General features: G+C 73.7%; 17 protein-coding genes. 8 read left to right on the forward strand and 9 right to left on the reverse strand.

What is annotated here, in order from left to right:
- Positions 1-1288, reverse strand: a 1288-nt coding sequence (locus AB0J69_RS54515; RefSeq protein ID WP_364135727.1) for a carbohydrate kinase family protein, incomplete at its 3' end; no start/stop codon positions are given.
- A gap of 132 nt (positions 1289-1420) precedes the next feature.
- Here AB0J69_RS54515 and AB0J69_RS54520 point away from each other — a divergent pair.
- Both AB0J69_RS54520 and AB0J69_RS54525 read left to right on the forward strand, forming a co-directional pair.
- On the forward strand, positions 1421-2191 hold the full coding sequence (locus AB0J69_RS54520; RefSeq protein ID WP_364135730.1) for a DeoR/GlpR family DNA-binding transcription regulator: 771 nt from the start codon (positions 1421-1423) through the stop codon (positions 2189-2191).
- A 10-nt stretch (positions 2192-2201) separates the two neighbouring features.
- Positions 2202-3542: a 6-phospho-beta-glucosidase gene (locus AB0J69_RS54525; protein ID WP_364135732.1), complete on the forward strand. Its 1341-nt coding sequence runs from the start codon at positions 2202-2204 to the stop codon at positions 3540-3542.
- Between the two features lie 94 nt (positions 3543-3636).
- Here AB0J69_RS54525 and AB0J69_RS54530 read toward each other — a convergent pair whose 3' ends face one another.
- The 3 genes from AB0J69_RS54530 to AB0J69_RS54540 form a co-directional block, all read right to left on the reverse strand.
- Positions 3637-3981, reverse strand: coding sequence for a hypothetical protein (locus tag AB0J69_RS54530; protein WP_364135735.1), 345 nt, complete (start codon positions 3979-3981; stop codon positions 3637-3639).
- 89 nt (positions 3982-4070) lie between these two features.
- Positions 4071-4385: a hypothetical protein gene (locus AB0J69_RS54535; RefSeq protein ID WP_364135738.1), complete on the reverse strand. Its 315-nt coding sequence runs from the start codon at positions 4383-4385 to the stop codon at positions 4071-4073.
- Positions 4386-4445: 60 nt separating this feature from the next.
- Positions 4446-4874, reverse strand: a complete 429-nt coding sequence (locus tag AB0J69_RS54540) for a type II toxin-antitoxin system PemK/MazF family toxin (RefSeq protein ID WP_364135741.1) — start codon at positions 4872-4874, stop codon at positions 4446-4448.
- Between the two features lie 146 nt (positions 4875-5020).
- Between AB0J69_RS54540 and AB0J69_RS54545 the strand changes: the two genes are divergently transcribed.
- On the forward strand, positions 5021-5410 hold the full coding sequence (locus AB0J69_RS54545; RefSeq protein WP_364135744.1) for a VOC family protein: 390 nt from the start codon (positions 5021-5023) through the stop codon (positions 5408-5410).
- Here AB0J69_RS54545 and AB0J69_RS54550 read toward each other — a convergent pair.
- On the reverse strand, positions 5344-6417 hold the full coding sequence (locus tag AB0J69_RS54550; protein WP_364135747.1) for an epoxide hydrolase family protein: 1074 nt from the start codon (positions 6415-6417) through the stop codon (positions 5344-5346). The two genes, AB0J69_RS54545 and AB0J69_RS54550, sit on opposite strands and share 67 nt — an antisense overlap.
- A 50-nt stretch (positions 6418-6467) precedes the next feature.
- On the opposite strand from AB0J69_RS54550, the gene AB0J69_RS54555 reads away from it, so the two are divergent.
- Together AB0J69_RS54555 and AB0J69_RS54560 are read left to right on the forward strand one after the other, a co-directional pair.
- Complete coding sequence (locus AB0J69_RS54555) at positions 6468-7412, forward strand: YafY family protein (protein ID WP_364135748.1); 945 nt, start codon at positions 6468-6470, stop codon at positions 7410-7412.
- A 4-nt stretch (positions 7413-7416) separates the two neighbouring features.
- A complete protein-coding gene (locus tag AB0J69_RS54560; RefSeq protein WP_364135751.1) occupies positions 7417-8223 on the forward strand; it encodes a thioesterase family protein in 807 nt (268 codons plus the stop codon).
- A 102-nt stretch (positions 8224-8325) separates the two neighbouring features.
- On the opposite strand, the gene gndA is transcribed toward AB0J69_RS54560, so the two are convergent.
- Both gndA and AB0J69_RS54570 read right to left on the reverse strand, forming a co-directional pair.
- The gene (gene gndA / locus AB0J69_RS54565) at positions 8326-9750 is read right to left on the reverse strand and encodes an NADP-dependent phosphogluconate dehydrogenase (protein WP_364135753.1); all 1425 of its coding nucleotides are present in this window, start codon (positions 9748-9750) and stop codon (positions 8326-8328) included.
- A 74-nt stretch (positions 9751-9824) separates the two neighbouring features.
- Positions 9825-10517 carry an HAD family hydrolase gene (locus AB0J69_RS54570; RefSeq protein WP_364135756.1) on the reverse strand — a complete coding sequence of 231 codons (693 nt, stop codon included), beginning with the start codon at positions 10515-10517 and terminating at the stop codon, positions 9825-9827.
- Positions 10518-10539: 22 nt separating this feature from the next.
- Between AB0J69_RS54570 and AB0J69_RS54575 the strand changes: the two genes are divergently transcribed.
- The 3 genes from AB0J69_RS54575 (at position 10540) to AB0J69_RS54585 (ending at position 14824) form a co-directional block, all read left to right on the forward strand.
- Positions 10540-11181, forward strand: coding sequence for an SDR family oxidoreductase (locus tag AB0J69_RS54575; RefSeq protein ID WP_364135759.1), 642 nt, complete (start codon positions 10540-10542; stop codon positions 11179-11181).
- A gap of 5 nt (positions 11182-11186) precedes the next feature.
- Positions 11187-12221, forward strand: coding sequence for an aldo/keto reductase (locus AB0J69_RS54580; protein WP_364135761.1), 1035 nt, complete (start codon positions 11187-11189; stop codon positions 12219-12221).
- Between the two features lie 104 nt (positions 12222-12325).
- Positions 12326-14824 (forward strand): ATP-dependent Clp protease ATP-binding subunit, encoded by a 2499-nt coding sequence (locus AB0J69_RS54585; RefSeq protein ID WP_364135764.1) that lies wholly within the window; start codon positions 12326-12328, stop codon positions 14822-14824.
- Between the two features lie 3 nt (positions 14825-14827).
- On the opposite strand, the gene ptsP is transcribed toward AB0J69_RS54585, so the two are convergent.
- A complete protein-coding gene (ptsP, locus tag AB0J69_RS54590) occupies positions 14828-16444 on the reverse strand; it encodes a phosphoenolpyruvate--protein phosphotransferase (protein WP_364135767.1) in 1617 nt (538 codons plus the stop codon).
- Positions 16437-16718 (reverse strand): HPr family phosphocarrier protein, encoded by a 282-nt coding sequence (locus AB0J69_RS54595; RefSeq protein WP_364135770.1) that lies wholly within the window; start codon positions 16716-16718, stop codon positions 16437-16439. Before AB0J69_RS54595 ends, ptsP begins: the two co-directional genes overlap by 8 nt.
- Positions 16719-16721 lie beyond the last annotated feature (3 nt).

The following is a 16721-nucleotide window of genomic DNA, read 5'->3' on the forward strand; positions in this document are numbered from 1 at the left end:
CCCGGGGGCGTGGTTTTTTGGGCCCCCAATACTGCGCCCCGCCCCGGGGGCGGGCGGGGCGCAACCGCGGGGGGGGGGGGGGGGGTTTTTCCCCCCGGGGGGGGGGGGGGGGCTCGCCCGCGGACCGGGGCGGGGTCTGGTCCGGCTGCCTGCCCGTGGCGGGGGGCGGCATGCCCACGTCGGCGTGCCGGGCGATGGTGGCGACCGCGCGGCGCACCGCGCCCACCGGGTCCGAGGGCACCAGCCGGTCGAGGAAGGCGTAGCGGCGGGCCAGCGAGCTGCCGTACGCGCCGCTGTGATCGGCCGCCGCGCGCACCTCGTGCCACCAGTCGGCGATGTCGCCCCAGCCGGGCGCGGCCAGCGAGCCGCCGAACTGCTGCACCGCCAGCGCCGCGCACACCCCGGCGAACGCCAGCCGGTCGTTCAGCGGCCAGCGGCACAGCGTGCCGAGCACGATGCCCGCGCCGAAGACGTCGCCCGCGCCCGTCGGGTCGAGGGCCGTCACCCTCGGCGCCGGCACGAACGCCTCCTCGCCCGTGTCGGAGTCGATCGCCATGGCGCCGTTGGCCCCGTCGGTCACCACGGCCAGCGGCACCTTGTCGGCGATCGCGTACAGCGCGTCGCGCGGCGTCTCGGTGCGGGTGTAGGCCATGGCCTCGGTCGCGTTCGGCATGAACGCGTGGCAGACGCCGAGCTGGTCCAGCAGCGTGCGCGACCAGACGCCCGAGGGGTCCCAGCCCACGTCCGCGAAGATGAGCGCGCCGTCGCGGTGGGCCAGCTCGGCCCAGTTGCACGCGCCGCCGGGCTTGCCGAGCGGCTCCTCCGCCGACAGCGTCACGATCACCGCGCGGGAGCGGGGCGGCGTGCCGATCATCTCGGCGGCCGGCATGGGCGACGGGTGCCCGTGGGTGACCATGCTGCGGTCCCGGTCGACCGCCATGGAGACGGTCACGGGGGAGTGCCAGTGCTCGAAGCGCCGCGATCTGGACAGGTCCACCGACTCCTGCTCCTCCAGCGTGCGCCAGCAGAAGTCGCCGTAGTCGTCGTCGCCGAACGCGGCAGCCAGCGACGTGCGCAGGCCCAGCCGGCTGGTGGCGATGGCCAGGTTGGCGATGCCTCCCGGGCACGAGCCCATGCCCTCGGCCCAGATCTCCGTGCCCGCCGCGGGCATCGCGGGCAGGCCCGTGAAGATGATGTCCAGGAAGACAGTTCCGGCCAGGAAGACGTCGAATTGCGGTCCCTCCGGGGTCCGCTCACCGGCGAGAGGGTCGTACGCCTGGACAGACACGGGAATAGGTCCTCCTCGACACACCGAGATGTGCGCAATCTTGCACGTTTACTCGCACACTTCAAGTGTTTCGCGTGATCGTTTGACGCAAGATGCTTACTTCTGCGCGATTTTGACTGATAGACTCCCGCCGTGCTCCAGCGCCTCCGGCATGCCGAGATCATGCGCCGCGTCCGCACCTCAGGCGCCACCAGCGTGCGCGATCTCGCCAGCCAGCTCGGCGTGAGCCCGTCCACCATCCGCAGGGACCTCGAAGTGCTCGACCGCGACGGCACGCTGCGCCGCGTCCGCGGCGGCGCCTTGGCCGGCGCCCTGAACGGTGCCGACGCCGACGCCGACCGGCCCTTCGCCGAGGTGGCGGTCACCGACGAGCAGGACAAGGAGGCCGTGGCCGCGCGCGCCGCCGAGCTCGTCGGCGACGGGGACGTGGTGCTGCTCGACATCGGGACGACCACGATGCGGCTGGCCCGCCGGCTGCGCGGGCGCCGCGTCACCGTGGTGACCTCCAGCCTCGCCGTCCTCGACGTGCTGCGCTCCGATCCGCAGGTCGAGCTGCTGCTGCTCGGCGGCATGGTGCGCCGGCCGTACCACTCGCTGGTCGGGGTGCTGACCGAGGCCGCGCTGAGCCAGGTGGTGGCCGACCGGGTGTTCCTGGGGGCCAGCGGCGTACGCCCCGACGGGCAGCTCGTGGACACCACGCTCGCCGAGGTGCCGCTGAAGCGCGCCATGATCGCGGCGGCCGGGCAGGTGGTGCTGCTGGTGGACCGGCACAAGTTCCCCGGCACCGGCGCCCTGCGGGTGTGCGGGCCCGAGGACGTCGACGTGATCGTCACGAACGAGGGCGCCGACGCGGCGGCGCTGCGCGCCTGCGCCGCCGCGGGCGCCGAGGTGCTGCTCGCGTGAAGGGACGACGATGAGACTGGCCGTTCTCGGCGGCGGGGGCTTCCGGGTCCCGCTCGTGTACGGCGCGCTGCTGCGCGACTCCGCCAAGCCCCGGGTGGAGGAGGTGGTGCTGTACGACGTGTCGCCTGAGCGGCTGGAGGCCATCTCGCACGTGCTGCGCGGGCTGGCCGCCGGGCACGACGACCCGCCCCGCGTACGCACCACGACCGACCTCGACGCCGCGCTGCGCGACGCGGCGTTCGTCTTCTCGGCCGTCCGCGTCGGCGGGCTGGCCGGCCGCACCGCCGACGAGCGGGTGGCGCTGGACCTCGGCCTCGTCGGCCAGGAGACGACCGGGCCGGGGGGCATCGCGTTCGGCCTGCGTACCGTGCCGGTCGCGGTGCGCGTGGCGGAGCGGGTGGCCGCACTCGCACCCCGGGCGTGGGTCATCAACTTCACCAACCCGGCCGGGATGATCACCGAGGCCATGCGGCGGGTGCTCGGCGACCGCGTGATCGGCATCTGCGACTCGCCGATCGGGCTGATCCGGCGGGCCGCCGCCGCCCTCGGGCTCGACCCGGCACGCGTGGCGCCCGACTACGTGGGGCTCAACCATCTCGGCTGGCTGCGCGGTCTCTCCTACGAGGGGCGTGACGTGCTGCCCCGCCTGCTCGCCGACGACGCGGCGCTGCGGCAGGTCGAGGAGGCCCGGCTGCTCGGCGCCGACTGGGTGCGGACGCTGGGGGCGCTGCCGAACGAGTACCTTTACTACTACTACTTCGCGCGGGAGGTCGTCGCGGTGAGCTCGGGGCGTACCCGCGGGGAGGCGCTGCTGGAGCAGCAGGACCGGTTCTACGCCGCCGTGGCCGCCCGGCCCGGCGACGCGCTGGCCGAGTGGCGGCGGGCGCGCCGGGAGCGGGACGCGACGTACATGGCGGAGGCGCGCGGCGCCACCGACGCGGGCGAGCGCGACGCCGCCGATCTGGAGGCGGGTGGGTACGAGGGGATCGCGCTCGCGCTCATGGCCGCCATCGCGCGCGGGGAGCCGGCCACCATGATCCTCAACGTCCGCAACGGGGCCGCGGTGCCCGGGCTGCCCGAGGAGGCGGTCGTGGAGATCCCGTGCGCCGTCGACGGCTCCGGCGTACGGCCCCTGGCCACCCGCCCGCTGCCGGGCTCCTTCCTGGGCCTGGCGCAGCAGGTCAAGGCGGTCGAGCAGACGGTCATCGAGGCCGCGTTGACGGGGTCGTCGCGGCTGGCGGTGGCGGCGTTCGCGCTGCATCCGCTGGTGGACTCGGTGACGACGGCGCGGCGGCTGCTCGACGGCTACCGCGCCCGCATCCCGGAACTGGCGGCCGTCCTCCCGGACTGACCACCCGACGCGGCCCGCCCGGGACCCTGCCTTGGACCCCGCCGTGCGCTCATCCGCCGTGCGCTCATCCGCCGTGCGCTGAGCCGTCGTGCGCTCATCTGTCGTGTGCTGAGCCGTCGTGCGCCTCCAGCCGTGCCGCCGCCGTGGCCTTGATCCCGCTCTCCAGGAACCGCCCGACGACCTGCCGTTCCTCCGGCGTGAACGCGTCGATCGCCGCCGACAGGTGCCGGGCCAGCGGGGCGAAGAACCGGCGGGCCAGCTCGGCGGCCTGCTCGTTGAGCACGACCTCGGGTGCGGCGGTCGAGTACGTCCTGGTCGGCCTGCTCGCCCTGCTGCTGTGGCCGGCCCTGCGCGCCGCCGCCCGGCTCCGCCCGGAGGCGAGAAGTCTCCGGTAGAGGGGTGCCGCCGACCAGGAGAACCTGACACCGGGACGCTTCACGGAGATGGCGTTGACCGGTGGAGGAGCCTGCTCTCCTCCACCGGCCGCGGACCGTCCTCCGCGAGCCCAAGACGACGGCGTTCCGGCGATCATTCGTGATTCATCGGGAAGAACCGCTCGCTGGCGGCCATCCACGCCGCGAAGACCAGGCAACCCCCCTCGAACGCGACCAGCCGCCCGTCCCAGGCATCGCCCGGTTTCCCCGCCCGTGCCGACGAACGCACCAGCGCCAGCCCACCGGCAAGATTGGCCAGCCCCCACACCAGGTTCACCCCCGGCCCGGACGTCTTGCCGGCCACCGGCGTGAGGTGCCGGTGACCGGTGACGGCCGTGGCGAGGTGCGGTGCGCTGTTGGCGACCAGCATCCCCGCGACGAAGGCTCTCGCGGTCGGTGAGAACCTCATGGTCGCTCCCTTCCCTGTTCCGGATCGCCGGTGCGATCGTTCCTCGCGTTCGAGTGGCCGTTAGCCGGCGCCCCAGCCGTGGGTCTTCATGAGGCGGGCCGCGACCCGGGCGAAGCGATCGCCGTCCAGCACCGCGCCCTCGCGCCTGATGTCGTCCTCGTCCAGCACGAACACCCGGTCCAGGCGTACGTACGACACCCGCCCGTCACGCCCCCACGCGCCCAGCTCCAGCCAGTCGGGCCCGTCCTCGCCCCTGCTGGAGAGCATCATGCCCAGGAGCCTGCGCCCCGTGCGGCCCACGATCAGCAACGGCCGGTCCTTGCCCCGGGACGGGTCCTCCTCGTACGGGACCCACGCCCAGACGATCTCGCCGGGGTCGGCCAGGCCGTCGAGGTCGGGGGAGTAGGCCAGGGTGGCGGGGCCGTGGAGGGAATGGATCTCGCGGACGGCGCCCCGGGCCGGGCGGGGGTCCTCACCTAGATCACGCATTGGGGGAGCTTACGGCGGTGGGTCGGTGGAAATCCACTCGGTCACGTATTCCGGGCAGTGAGCAGGCGGCCCAGGGCGGCGGGGGTGTGGCCGACGTGGCGGCGGATCGTCCGGGTCAGGGAGACGCCCAGCTCGCGGGTGAAGGCGTGGCTCAGCTGGAACGGCGACACGCCCAGGAGCCCGGCCAGCGAGACGAGGCCGCCCGCCTCGGGGACGTCGGCGCCGATTTCCTGACCCTTGAAGGCGGCCCCGTCCCCGTCTCCTTCCAGCGGATCGACGGCTACCAGGGCCCGGGCTGGCCGAGCGACGGCAAGCACGTGCACCTGGAGTTCGCCGTCCCTGATGTCGAGGCCGCCGCGAAGGAGCTCGCGGGGCTCGGCGCCACCGTGCCGGACGTCCAGCCGGGCGGTGACGACTGGACCGTGCTCGTCGACCCCGGAGGCCACCCCTTCTGCCTCATGACCGCCGGTCAGAGGGCGGAGAAGAACGCCCGGATGTCGGTCACGAGCAGGTCGGGGGCCTGGAGGGCGGCGTAGTGGCCGCCCCTCGGGAACTCCGACCAGTGCACCACGTGGTGAACCCGGTCGGCGTACCGCCGCACGGTCGTGTCGCCGGGGAAGATCGCGAAGCCGGTCGGCGTGGGGTCGGGCTCGGCGGGCGGGGCCCAGTCGGGGGCGCTCTCCTTGTACAGGCGGCCGGCCGAGCCCGCCGTGCCGGTGAACCAGTAGATGGCCACGTTGGTCAGGATGTCGTCGGGGGAGAGGCCGCCGATGTCCTGGCCCCAGGAGGCGAACGCGTCCAGGTTACAGGCGAGCTGCCCGGCCGGCGAGTCCACCAGGGCGTACGCGAGGGTCTGCGGCCGGGTGCCCTGAATGACGGCGTACCCGGAGACCTCCTGCCACTCCTCCACCCCGGAGGCCCGCGCCCGCTCCTCCGTCAGCCCGGACAGGTCGTCGGTGGGGAAGGCGGTGACGGAGGCGTTCAGGTGCACCCCGGCCACCCGGCCGGGGGCGGCCCGGCCCACCGCGGCCGAGATCAGCGAGCCGAAGTCGCCGCCCTGCACGCCGAACCGGTCGTACCCGAGCCGGTCCATCAGCGTGACCCACGTGGCGGCGATCCGCCGCACCCCCCAGCCCGGCGTGCGGGTGGGGCCGGAGAAGGCGAAGCCCGGGATGGAGGGGACGACCAGGTGGAAGTCCCGGCTGAGCGGCCCGGCCACGCGCGCGAAGTCTGCGAACGAGCTGGGCCACCCGTGCGTCAGCAGCAGCGGCAGCGCGCCGGGACGGTCCGAGCGGACGTGCGCGAAGTGCACCGGTTGCCCGTCGATCTCGGTCGTGTACTGCGGCAGCTCGTTCAGCCGGGCCTCGTGCGCCCGCCAGGAGTAGCCGTCCAGCCAGTACGCCGCCAGCTCCCGCACCGCCTCCGGCGGCACCCCGTACGACCAGCCGGCCCCGTCGATCGCGTCCGGCCAGCGCGTCCTGGCCAGCCGCTCCCGCAGATCGTCGAGCCGGTCCTGGGATATGTCGATGACGAATTCGTCCATGCCGCCAAGCTAGGCACTATTGCGGCCAATATCGGGACACAATGGGAGACGTGCTCGACACCTCAGCGAGACTGCTGCGCCTGCTGTCCCTCCTGCAGGCCCGGCGCGACTGGTCCAGCGCCGACCTGGCGGACCGGCTCGGGGTGGCCCCCAGGACGGTGCGCCGCGACGTCGAACGGCTGCGCAGCCTCGGCTACCCGGTCCACTCCACGCCCGGGGTGGCGGGCGGCTACCGGCTCGGCGCGGGCGCGGAGCTGCCGCCGCTGCTGCTCGACGACGAGGAGGCAGTGGCGGTGGCGGTCGGGTTGCGTACGGCCGCGAACGGCACGGTGACCGGCATCGAGGAGACCTCCCTGCGCGCGCTGGCCAAGCTCGAACAGGTCCTGCCCGCCCGCCTGCGCCACCGGGTGAACGCGCTGCAGACCCACACCGTACGGATCGACCACGGCGGCCCCACCGTGGACTCCGACGTGCTTACCCGCATCACCGCCGCCTGCCGCGACCACGAGCAGCTCCGCTTCGACTACACCGGCCACCAGGGCGAGCCCGCGCTCAGGAGGGCCGAGCCGCACAGCCTCGTCAGCCGGGGAAACCGCTGGTACCTGGTGGGCTGGGACGCCGATCGCGGCGACTGGCGCACCTACCGCGCCGACCGGATCCGCCTGCGCACCCCCAACGGCCCCCGCTTCACCCCCCGCGAGCCGCCCGGGCCCGACGTGGCCGCCTGGGTGCAGAACCGCCTGGCCCACGAGATGTGGCCGATGGAGGCCCGCTTCCTGCTGCACGGCCCGGCCGAGCGGTTCGCCGGGCGCACCTCCGGGACGCTCGCACCCGTCGGCGACGACCGTTGCCTGCTCACCCTGCGCGGCGACGACCTGCACCTCATGGCCGTCGTCGTGGCCTTTCTCGACGTCGACTTCCAGGTGATCGAGCCGGTCGAGCTGAAGGAGCACCTGCGCGCGCTCGGCCGCCGCCTGCTCTCCTCTAGAATCTGATTCTGTGTCGTCGACGTCAGCGTTTTTCACCCGAAAGAGGGACGAGCTCGTCCCCGCCCCGCACGCCCGCGGCCCCTGGTCCCCCGACATGTTGCACGGCCGCCTGCTCGGCGGGCTGGCCGCCCGGGCCCTGGAGGAGCGCCATGCCGAGCCCGGCCTGCACTTCGCCCGGCTGACGGTCGACCTGTTCCGCAACAGCCCGATGCTGCCCGTCACCGTGGAGACGGCCCTGGTCCGCGACGGACGCAGGATCCGGGTGGCCGACGCCACCATCTCCACCGACCAGGGGGTGATCGCGCGGGCGAGTGCCGTGCTGCTGCGGCAGGGCGAGCAGCCCGAGGGGGAGCGGTCGATCGTCACGCCCGCCTGGGACGAGCCGGCGCCCTCCGGCCCGCCGGTGGAAGGGGGCGGGTGGACGCCGCCGTTCGACCTGTGGCGGGTGACGGAGTGGGGCGCGCCGGGGCCGGGCCGGGTGTGGATGCGGGAGAAGTACCCGCTGGTGGACGACGAGCCGCTGAGCCCGTTCGTGCGGGTCGCGCTGGCCGCCGACTTCGCCAGCCCGCTCAGCAACGCCCAGGCCGACGGGCTGCGCTTCATCAACGCCGACTACACGCTCACGCTGGCCCGGCTGCCGGAGGGCGAGCTCGTCGGCGTGGAGTCGACCGGGCACGTCGGCGCCGGCGGCGTCGCGACAGGCCAGGTGACCGTGCACGACACCGCCGGGCCGATCGGCTTCTGCGTGGTGACGGCGGTCGCCAACGCGGTGGCGATGGGCGGCCCCCCGCGCGGACAGGCCGGCGCCGCCCGCTGACGAGCCGGCGCCGCCCGAAGACAAGATGGCGCCGCCCGCTGACGAGCTGGGGGCGACCGAGGACAAGACCGGCGCCGCCCGCTGACGAGCTGGGGACGAGGGCTACGCCGGGCGCTCCGCGCGGTCGCCGGACCAGTCGGTGTGGAAGGCGCCCTCCTTGTCCACCCGGTGGTAGGTGTGCGCGCCGAAGAAGTCGCGCAGCCCCTGCACCAGCGCCGCCGGAAGCCGGTCCCGGCGCAGCCCGTCATAGTAGGCCAGGGCCGAGGAGAACCCGGGCGTCGGCACGCCGATCTGCACGGCCGTGGTCACCACCCGCCGCCACGACTCCTGCGCCGCGTCCAGGGCGGCCGCGAACGTCGGGTCGGCCAGCAGCGTCGGGAGCGCCGGGTTCGCGTCGTACGCGGTGCGGATCCGGTCGAGGAACTTGGCCCGGATGATGCACCCGCCCCGCCAGATGGTCGCCATCGCGCCCAGCTCGAGATCCCAGCCGTATTCCTTCGAGGCCGCCGCCATCTGGTCGAAGCCCTGGGCGTAGGCCACGATCTTGGAGGCGTACAGGGCCTGGCGTACGTCCTCCACCAGCTCGCGCCCGCCGACCCCGGACAGCTTCGGCCCGCTCAGCCGCGCCGCCGCGGCCCGCTGCTCCGGGTGGCCGGACAGGGCGCGGGCGAACGTCGCCTCCGCGATGCCCGTCACCGGCACGCCCAGGTCGAGCGCGCTCTGCACGGTCCAGCGGCCGGTGCCCTTCTGCTCGGCCTGGTCCACCACGACGTCCACGAACGGCTTGCCCGTCTCGGCGTCCACCTGGTCGAGCACCTCGGCGGTGATCTCGATCAGGTAGGAGTCGAGCTCGCCGCGGTTCCACTCCCGGAACACCTCGGCCAGCTCGGCCGGGGTCGCGCCCAGGGCCTGCCGCAGCAGGTCGTAGGACTCCGCGATGAGCTGCATGTCCGAATATTCGATGCCGTTGTGCACCATCTTCACGAAATGCCCGGCCCCGTCCGGGCCGACGTGCACCGAACAGGGCACACCGTCCACCTTGGCCGCGATGTCCTGCAGGATCGGGCCGAGCGCCTCCCACGACTCCTTCGACCCGCCCGGCATGATGCTCGGGCCGTTCAGGGCGCCCTCCTCGCCACCGGAGATGCCGGTGCCGACGAAGTGCAGGCCCCGCTCGCGCAGCGCGGCCTCGCGCCGCCGCGTGTCCTCGAAGTGGGCGTTGCCGCCGTCGACGATCATGTCGCCCGGCTCCATCAGGTCGGCGAGCTGGTCGATCACCGCGTCGGTGCCCGCCCCCGCCTTCACCATGATGATCGCCCGCCGTGGCCGCTTCAGCGAGGCGACGAAGCCGGCGAGGTCCTCGGACGGCACGAACGTGCCCTCCCCGCCGAACTCCTTCACCAACTGCTGCGTACGGCCGTACGAGCGGTTGTGCACGGCCACCGCGTAGCCGTGCCTTGCCAGGTTCCTGGCCAGGTTGCGCCCCATGGTCGCCAGACCGGTGACGCCGATGTCTGCCAAGTCCATCTCAGCTCCTCTTCGGGGAATACGCATGGTCCAGCTCGGAGGTTCGGTGGGATATTCCCACCTCAGTCGCCAGGTCAATCACTCTGCCGTACGCCGAGTTCGTCGAGCCGGTCCAGCATGTCGGCCGGATCGGCGTAGACCCTGAAGGCGCCCGCGCGCTCGAGCTCGTCCCTCCCGTACCCTCCGGACAGCAGCCCGATGCCCAGCGCGCCGGCCCGGCGGGCGGCCAGCAGGTCCCAGACGCTGTCGCCCACCACCATGGCGTGCGCCGGGTCCACCCGCACCAACGCGGCACCGGCGAGGAACAGGTCGGGATCCGGCTTGGCCCGGCGCACCAGGTCGCGGGTGACCATCGGCGTGTCGTCCGGCAGGCCCAGCAGGCCCAGGGCGAGCCGGGCCGTGCGGGCGTAGCCGCTGGTGGCGATGGCCCACGGCACGCCGCGCGCGGTCAGCTCCGCCAGCAGCTCCGCCGCCCCCGGCAGCGGCCGGACCGATTCGGCCTGCCGCTCGTACCACTCCATGTGCGTGGTCTGCAGCTCCTCGATCTGCTCCCGGGTCAGCTTGAGCCCGGTCTCGCGCAGCAGCGCGCTGACGAACAGCCCGCCGCTCATGCCGATGCGGCGGTGGATGCGCCACACCGACAGGTCGATGCCCATCCCGGCCAGCGCCTGCCGCCACGCCACCACGTGCTGGTAGACGCTGTCGATCAGCGTGCCGTCCAGGTCGAACAGGAACGCGGGCGTGGGCGCCTCCGGGAAGTCGTACATGCGTCCATGACACCATGGCGACATGCGGATCATCATCGCGGGTGGACACGGGAAGATCGCGCTGCGGCTGGCCGCCCGGCTCAAATCGGGCGCGGTCGGGCTGGTGCGCAACCCGGCGCACGTCGCCGACGTCGAGGCCACGGGGGCCGAGGCCGTGGTGTGCGACCTGGAGAAGGCGAGCCTGGACGACGTCGTACGCGTCGTCGAGGGCGCCGACGCGGTCGTGTTCGCGGCCGGCGCCGGCCCCGGCAGCGGCGTGCCGCGCAAGGACACCGTCGACCGGGGCGCCTCCGTGCTGCTGGCCGAGGCGGCGGAACGAGCGGGCGTGCGGCGGTTCATCCAGATCTCGTCCATGGGCGCCGGCAAGCCGCCCGCACCCGGCAGCGACGAGGTGTGGGCCGCCTACATCAAGGCCAAGACCGAGGCCGAGGACGACCTGCGCGCCCGCGACCTGGCCTGGACGATCCTGCGCCCGGGACGCCTCACCGACGAGCCCGGCACCGGCCTGGTGCGGCTGGCCCCGGAGGTCCCGAGGGGCGCGGTGCCGCGCGACGACGTGGCCGCCGTCATCGTCGCGCTGCTGGACAACCCCGGCACCGCCCACCGGACGCTGGAACTCGTCTCCGGTGACACTCCCGTCATCGATCTCGTTGCGACAGAGTGAGAGCCGTGACGGAATATCGCGTACTCGGACGTACCGGTCTCAAAGTCAGCCCCCTGTGCCTCGGCGCGATGATGTTCGGGTGGTGGGGCGAGTCCGACCCGGAGGAGTCGGCCCGGATCATCGACCGGGCGCTCGACTCGGGCGTCAACTTCATCGACACCGCCGACGTCTACTCCCAGGGCCAGTCGGAGGAGTTCGTCGGCCAGGCGCTGGCCAAGTCGGGCAAGCGCGACGACGTGGTGCTGGCCACTAAGTGCCACGGCGTCATGGGCGAGGGCCCCAACCAGCGGGGCAACTCCCGCCGCTGGATCTTCCAGGCCGTCGAGAACAGCCTGCGCCGCCTCGGCACCGACTGGATCGACCTCTACCAGATCCACCGTCCCGACCCCGGCACCGACATCGACGAGACCCTCGGCGCGCTGACCGACCTCGTCCGGCAGGGCAAGGTCCGCTACATCGGCAGCTCCACCTTCCCCGCCCACCGCATCGTCGAGGCGCAGTGGGCGTCGGAGCGGCGCGCGCTGGAGCGGTTCGTGTGCGAGCAGCCTCCCTACTCGCCGCTCGTGCGCGGCATCGAGGCCGACGTGCTGCCCGTGGCCGAGAAGTACGGCATGGGCGTCATCGTGTGGAGCCCGCTCGCCGGCGGCTGGCTCACCGGCCGCTACCGCAAGGGCCAGGACCTGCCCCAGACGCGCCGCGCGGCCAACCTGCCGCAGCGCTACGACATGGCGCTCGAAGGCAACCAGCGCAAGCTGGACGCGGTCGAGCAGCTGGCCGTCCTGGCGGAGGAGGCCGGGATCACGCTGATCGAGCTGTCGCTGGCGTTCACGATCAGGCACCGGGCGGTCACCTCGGCCATCATCGGGCCGCGCACCATGGAGCACCTGGAGAGCCAGCTCAGCGCCGCGGAGGTGCGGCTGAGCGACGACGTGCTCGACCGCATCGACGAGATCGTCCCGCCCGGCGTCACGCTCAACCCGGCCGACGCGGGCTGGCAGCCCCCCGAGCTGTCGGAGGCGGCCCTGCGCCGCCGCCCATGACCGAACCATCGACGCCGGCCCGGGACCGGATGCTTTGCCGATTCCTGGCTATGGTTTGCGGTGCTCGCGGCTAGATGTCCCCCTGAGCGCGAGGGGGACATGCGATGTCGGAAATGCCGTTCAGGTCGTTCTTCGGCGGGGATCCGTTCAGGGGGTTCGAGGAGCTCACGGGCCGGGTGTTCGGCGGGATGGAAGGCTGGCCGCCGTCCCGGCCCGGCGTCCAGCGGGTGGACGTGGGCCGGCTGCTCAGTGCCTCGGCCAGGGAGGCGCTGAGCCGGGCGCTGGAGGCCGCCGGCCAGCGCGGCGCGCCCGACCTGGACGTGCTCGACCTGCTCGACGCGCTGCTCGACGACGACGCCATCGGTAACCTGCTGCGCACGGCCGGGGCGGACGCCGGGCGGCTGCGCGACCGCATCGACGCGGTGGCCGGCCCCGGCGAGGCCACCGAGCCGCCCACGACGCTCTCCCCGGCGGCCAAGCGCGCCGTCCTCGACGCCCAGCGCATCTCCCGCGCCCTGCAGTCGTCGTACATCGGCCCGGAGCACCTCCTCCTCGCGCTGGCCGCCAACCCCGACTCCGTCGCCGCCCGCCTCCTGCAGGAGCAGGGCGTCTCGGCGAACGAGTTGCAGCAGGCCCTCATGTCCGGTGCGGGCAGGACCGGCGACGGGCAGCGGCGGACGGACACGCCCTCGCTCGACGAGTACGGCCGCGACCTCACCGAGGAGGCCAGGCAGGGCCGCATCGACCCGGTCGTCGGCCGCGAGGACGAGATCGAGCAGTCCATCGAGGTGCTCTCGCGCCGCACCAAGAACAACCCGTGCCTCATCGGCGAGCCGGGCGTCGGCAAGACCGCGATCGTGGAGGGCATCGCCCAGCGCATCGTGAACGGCAGCGTCCCCGACACGCTCAAGGACCGCCGCGTCATCGGCCTCGACCTGACCGGGATGGTGGCCGGGTCGAAGTACCGGGGCGAGTTCGAAGAGCGCATCAAGAAGGTCATCGACGAGGTACGCGCGCACGCCGACGAGGTCATCGTCTTCATCGACGAGGTGCACACGCTGGTCGGCGCCGGCTCGGCCGAGGGCGGCATGGACGCCGCGAACATCCTCAAGCCCGCCCTGGCCCGCGGCGAGCTGCACGTCATCGCCGCCACGACCATCGACGAGTACCGCAAGAACATCGAGAAGGACGCCGCCCTCGAACGCCGCTTCCAGCCGATCCTGGTCGCCGAGCCGAGCGTGGAGCAGACGGTCGAGATCCTGGCCGGGCTGCGGGACACGTACGAGGCCCACCACCAGGTCCGCATCACCGACGAGGCCCTCGACGCGGCGGCCAACCTGTCGGCCCGCTACATCTCCGACCGCTTCCTGCCCGACAAGGCCATCGACCTCATGGACCAGTCCGCGGCCCGGGTGCGGCTGCGCTCGCGCACGCCCGGCAGCGACGTGCGCGAGCTGGAGGAGCGCCTCGACGGGCTGCGCCGCGACAAGGACCAGGCCGTCTCCGCCGACGACTTCGACCGGGCCAAGGAGCTGGCCGCGCAGATCGACAAGCTCCGGCCGGAGCTGGAGCGGGCCAGGCACGGCGCGGACACCGTCCCGCAGGTCATGGTCGAGGACATCGCCCAGGTCGTCTCCCGCCGCACTGGCATCCCGGTCACCCAGCTCACCGAGCAGGAGCGCGACCGGCTGATGCGCCTGGAGGAGCACCTGCACGAGCGCGTCATCGGCCAGGACGAGGCCGTCACCGCCATCGCCGAGGCCGTACGCAGGGCCAGGGCCGGCCTGTCGGACCCGAACCGCCCGATCGGCAGCTTCCTGTTCCTCGGCCCGACGGGCGTCGGCAAGACGGAGCTGGCCAGGGCCCTGGCGGCGGCCCTGTTCGGGGGCGAGGACCACATGGTGCGCATCGACATGAGCGAGTTCCAGGAGCGGCACACGGTCTCGCGCCTCATCGGGGCGCCGCCCGGATATGTCGGCTACGAGGAGGCGGGCCAGCTCACCGAGGCCGTACGCCGCCGCCCGCACGGCGTGATCCTGCTCGACGAGATCGAGAAGGCCCACCCCGACGTCATGAACATCCTGCTGCAGATGCTCGACGACGGCCGCCTGACCGACGGCCAGGGCCGCACCGTGGACTTCACGAACACGATCGTCATCATGACCAGCAATCTCGGCGCGGAGCTGATCCTGGAGGCCACCGGCGACGCCGGGCAGCTCGAGGACCGCCTGATGGACCTGCTGCGGCACTCGCTGCGGCCGGAGCTGCTCAATCGCATCGACGAGACGATCGTCTTCAAGCGGCTGGAGCGCGACCAGCTCCGCCAGATCGTGGACCTGCTGCTGGACCGCACCCGGCAGCGCCTGCGCGGGCAGGACGTGGCGCTGGAGGTCACGGACGCGGCCAAGGACTGGCTGGCCGGGCGCGGCTACCAGCCCGAGTTCGGGGCCCGGCCGCTGCGCCGCACGGTGCAGCGCGAGCTGGACAACCGGCTGTCGGCGATGTTGCTGACCGGCGAGGTGAGCGAGGGCGGCAAGGTGACGGTGGACGTCGAGGGCGACCGGCTCCGGCTCAGCGCGCACAACCCCGAGCCGGTCGCCTGACGGTCACTCCAGGGCCGCGCGGGCGCGCTCGCGGCACTCCTCCAGGGTGAGCCGGGCCAGCGCCTCGCGGACGAGCGGCACGCACACGGGAGCCATGGACAGGCTGGTCACGCCCAGGCCCACCAGCAGGGGGGCCAGCAGCGGGTCGCCCGCCGCCTCGCCGCACACGCCCACCGGCTTGCCCGCCTCCCGGCCGGCCCGCGCGCACATGGCGATCAGCTCCAGCAGCGCCGGCTGGCTCGGGTCCAGGAGGTCGGCCAGGGCGGAGTGCTGGCGGTCGGCGGCGAAGGTGTACTGGGCCAGGTCGTTGGTGCCGATGCTGAGGAAGTCGACCTCCTGCAGCAGCCGCGCCGCGTGCAGGGCCGCCGCCGGGACCTCGACCATCACGCCGGCCTGGGTGATGCCCCTGGCCCGGGCGCGGCGGGCGAAGCTGCTCGCCTCCGCCAAGGTGGTGACCATCGGCGCCATCACCCACGGCCGCGTGCCCGTCTGCCGCGCCGCCGCCGCTATCGCGTCGAGCTGGGTGTCCAGCACCTCCGGCAGCAGCCGGTCCACGCGCAGGCCGCGTACGCCCAGGGCGGGGTTCTGCTCCTCGGGGAGGCCGAGGAAGGGCAGCGGCTTGTCGGTGCCCGCGTCGAGGGTGCGCACGATCACGTGCCCGGCCTGGCCGAACACCTCCGCGTACGCGCTGACCTGCTCCTCGTACGACGGCGCCAGCTTGCGGTCCAGGAACAGGAACTCCGTCCTGAACAGGCCCACCCCCTCCGCGCCCGGCCGCAGGTCCGCCGCCGAGCCGACGTTGTGCAGCAGCTTGACCGGGTGCCCGTCGGCGGTCCTGCCCGGCCCCTCGCTGGCCGCCAGCCGCACCGCGCGGGCTCGGCCCTCCTCGGCGACCTTCGCCGCCTCCTGCGCGGTGAGGCCGACCGCGATCTCGCCGGTGCCGCCGTCCACGCCGATCACGGTGCCGTCGGGCACGGCCAGGGCGCCAGCGCACGCCACCACGGCGGGCAGGCCCCTGGCGCGCGCCAGGATCGCGGTGTGGCTGGTGGGGCCGCCGCGCTCGGTGACCAGCGCCAGGACGTCCGGCCCGAGGCCCGCGGTGTCGGCGGGGGAGAGGTCCTCGGCGACCAGCACGTAGGGGTGCCCGGGGGCGGGCAGGCCGGGCATGGGCAGGTCGAGCGCGAACGCCACCGCCCGGTGCCTGAGGTCGTCCAGGTCGGCGGCCCGCTCGGCCAGGTAGCCGCCGAGCGCCGCCAGCGCCTCGCGGTGCCGGCCGAAGGCGGCGTCCAGGGCGTGCGCGGCGTCCAGGCCCTCACGGGCCTGCGCCTCGGCGTCCTCGCGCAGCATCGGGTCGTCGGCGATCATGGCGAGGGCCTCGAGGATCTCCGCCGCCTCGCCCTCCGTGCCGGCGGCGCGCCGGTTGAGATCGGCGGCCACGGCCTCCAGCGCCTTGCCGATCGCGGCCGCCTCCGCGCCGGGGTCGGTGACGCCGCGCGGCGCGGGCAGCGCGGGAGGTCCGGCCATCCGGATCAGCGGCCCGGCGGCCCGCCCCTGGCTGACCCCCAGCCCGGTGAGCCGCCCGGCCGTCCCCCTCCAGGGGCCCGCGCCCGGGTCAGCCATCGAGGGCCTCCTCCGCGTCCAGGTCGCGCGACAGCAGCGCCGCCAGCGCGTCCAGCGCCTCTTCCGCGCCCGGCCCGTCCGCCTCCAGCGTGACCTCCGTGCCTCGCACCGCCCCCAGCGACAGCACCCCCAGCATGCTCCTGGCGGGCACGGCCTTGTCGCCGGCCCGGATCGTCACCGGCACCGCCGCCTTCGCCGCCGCCTGCACGAACAGCTTGGCGGGACGGGCGTGCAGGCCGCTGGCCGAGGCCACGGTCACCGTTCGCTGAGCCATCAC

Source organism: Nonomuraea sp. NPDC049709 (assembly GCF_040674815.1).
Taxonomy (GTDB): domain Bacteria; phylum Actinomycetota; class Actinomycetes; order Streptosporangiales; family Streptosporangiaceae; genus Nonomuraea.

What these genes read in the sequence shown, in the direction of transcription:
- AB0J69_RS54525 (WP_364135732.1), top strand. Translation starts at nt 2,202, where the DNA reads ATGAGACTGGCCGTTCTCGGCGGCGGGGGCTTCCGGGTCCCGCTCGTG.
- AB0J69_RS54535 (WP_364135738.1), bottom strand. Translation starts at nt 4,385, where the DNA reads ATGAGGTTCTCACCGACCGCGAGAGCCTTCGTCGCGGGGATGCTGGTC.
- AB0J69_RS54540 (WP_364135741.1), bottom strand. Translation starts at nt 4,874, where the DNA reads ATGCGTGATCTAGGTGAGGACCCCCGCCCGGCCCGGGGCGCCGTCCGC.
- AB0J69_RS54550 (WP_364135747.1), bottom strand. Translation starts at nt 6,417, where the DNA reads ATGGACGAATTCGTCATCGACATATCCCAGGACCGGCTCGACGATCTG.
- gndA (WP_364135753.1), bottom strand. Translation starts at nt 9,750, where the DNA reads ATGGACTTGGCAGACATCGGCGTCACCGGTCTGGCGACCATGGGGCGC.
- AB0J69_RS54570 (WP_364135756.1), bottom strand. Translation starts at nt 10,517, where the DNA reads ATGTACGACTTCCCGGAGGCGCCCACGCCCGCGTTCCTGTTCGACCTG.
- AB0J69_RS54575 (WP_364135759.1), top strand. Translation starts at nt 10,540, where the DNA reads ATGCGGATCATCATCGCGGGTGGACACGGGAAGATCGCGCTGCGGCTG.
- AB0J69_RS54585 (WP_364135764.1), top strand. Translation starts at nt 12,326, where the DNA reads ATGTCGGAAATGCCGTTCAGGTCGTTCTTCGGCGGGGATCCGTTCAGG.
- ptsP (WP_364135767.1), bottom strand. Translation starts at nt 16,444, where the DNA reads ATGGCTGACCCGGGCGCGGGCCCCTGGAGGGGGACGGCCGGGCGGCTC.
- AB0J69_RS54595 (WP_364135770.1), bottom strand. Translation starts at nt 16,718, where the DNA reads ATGGCTCAGCGAACGGTGACCGTGGCCTCGGCCAGCGGCCTGCACGCC.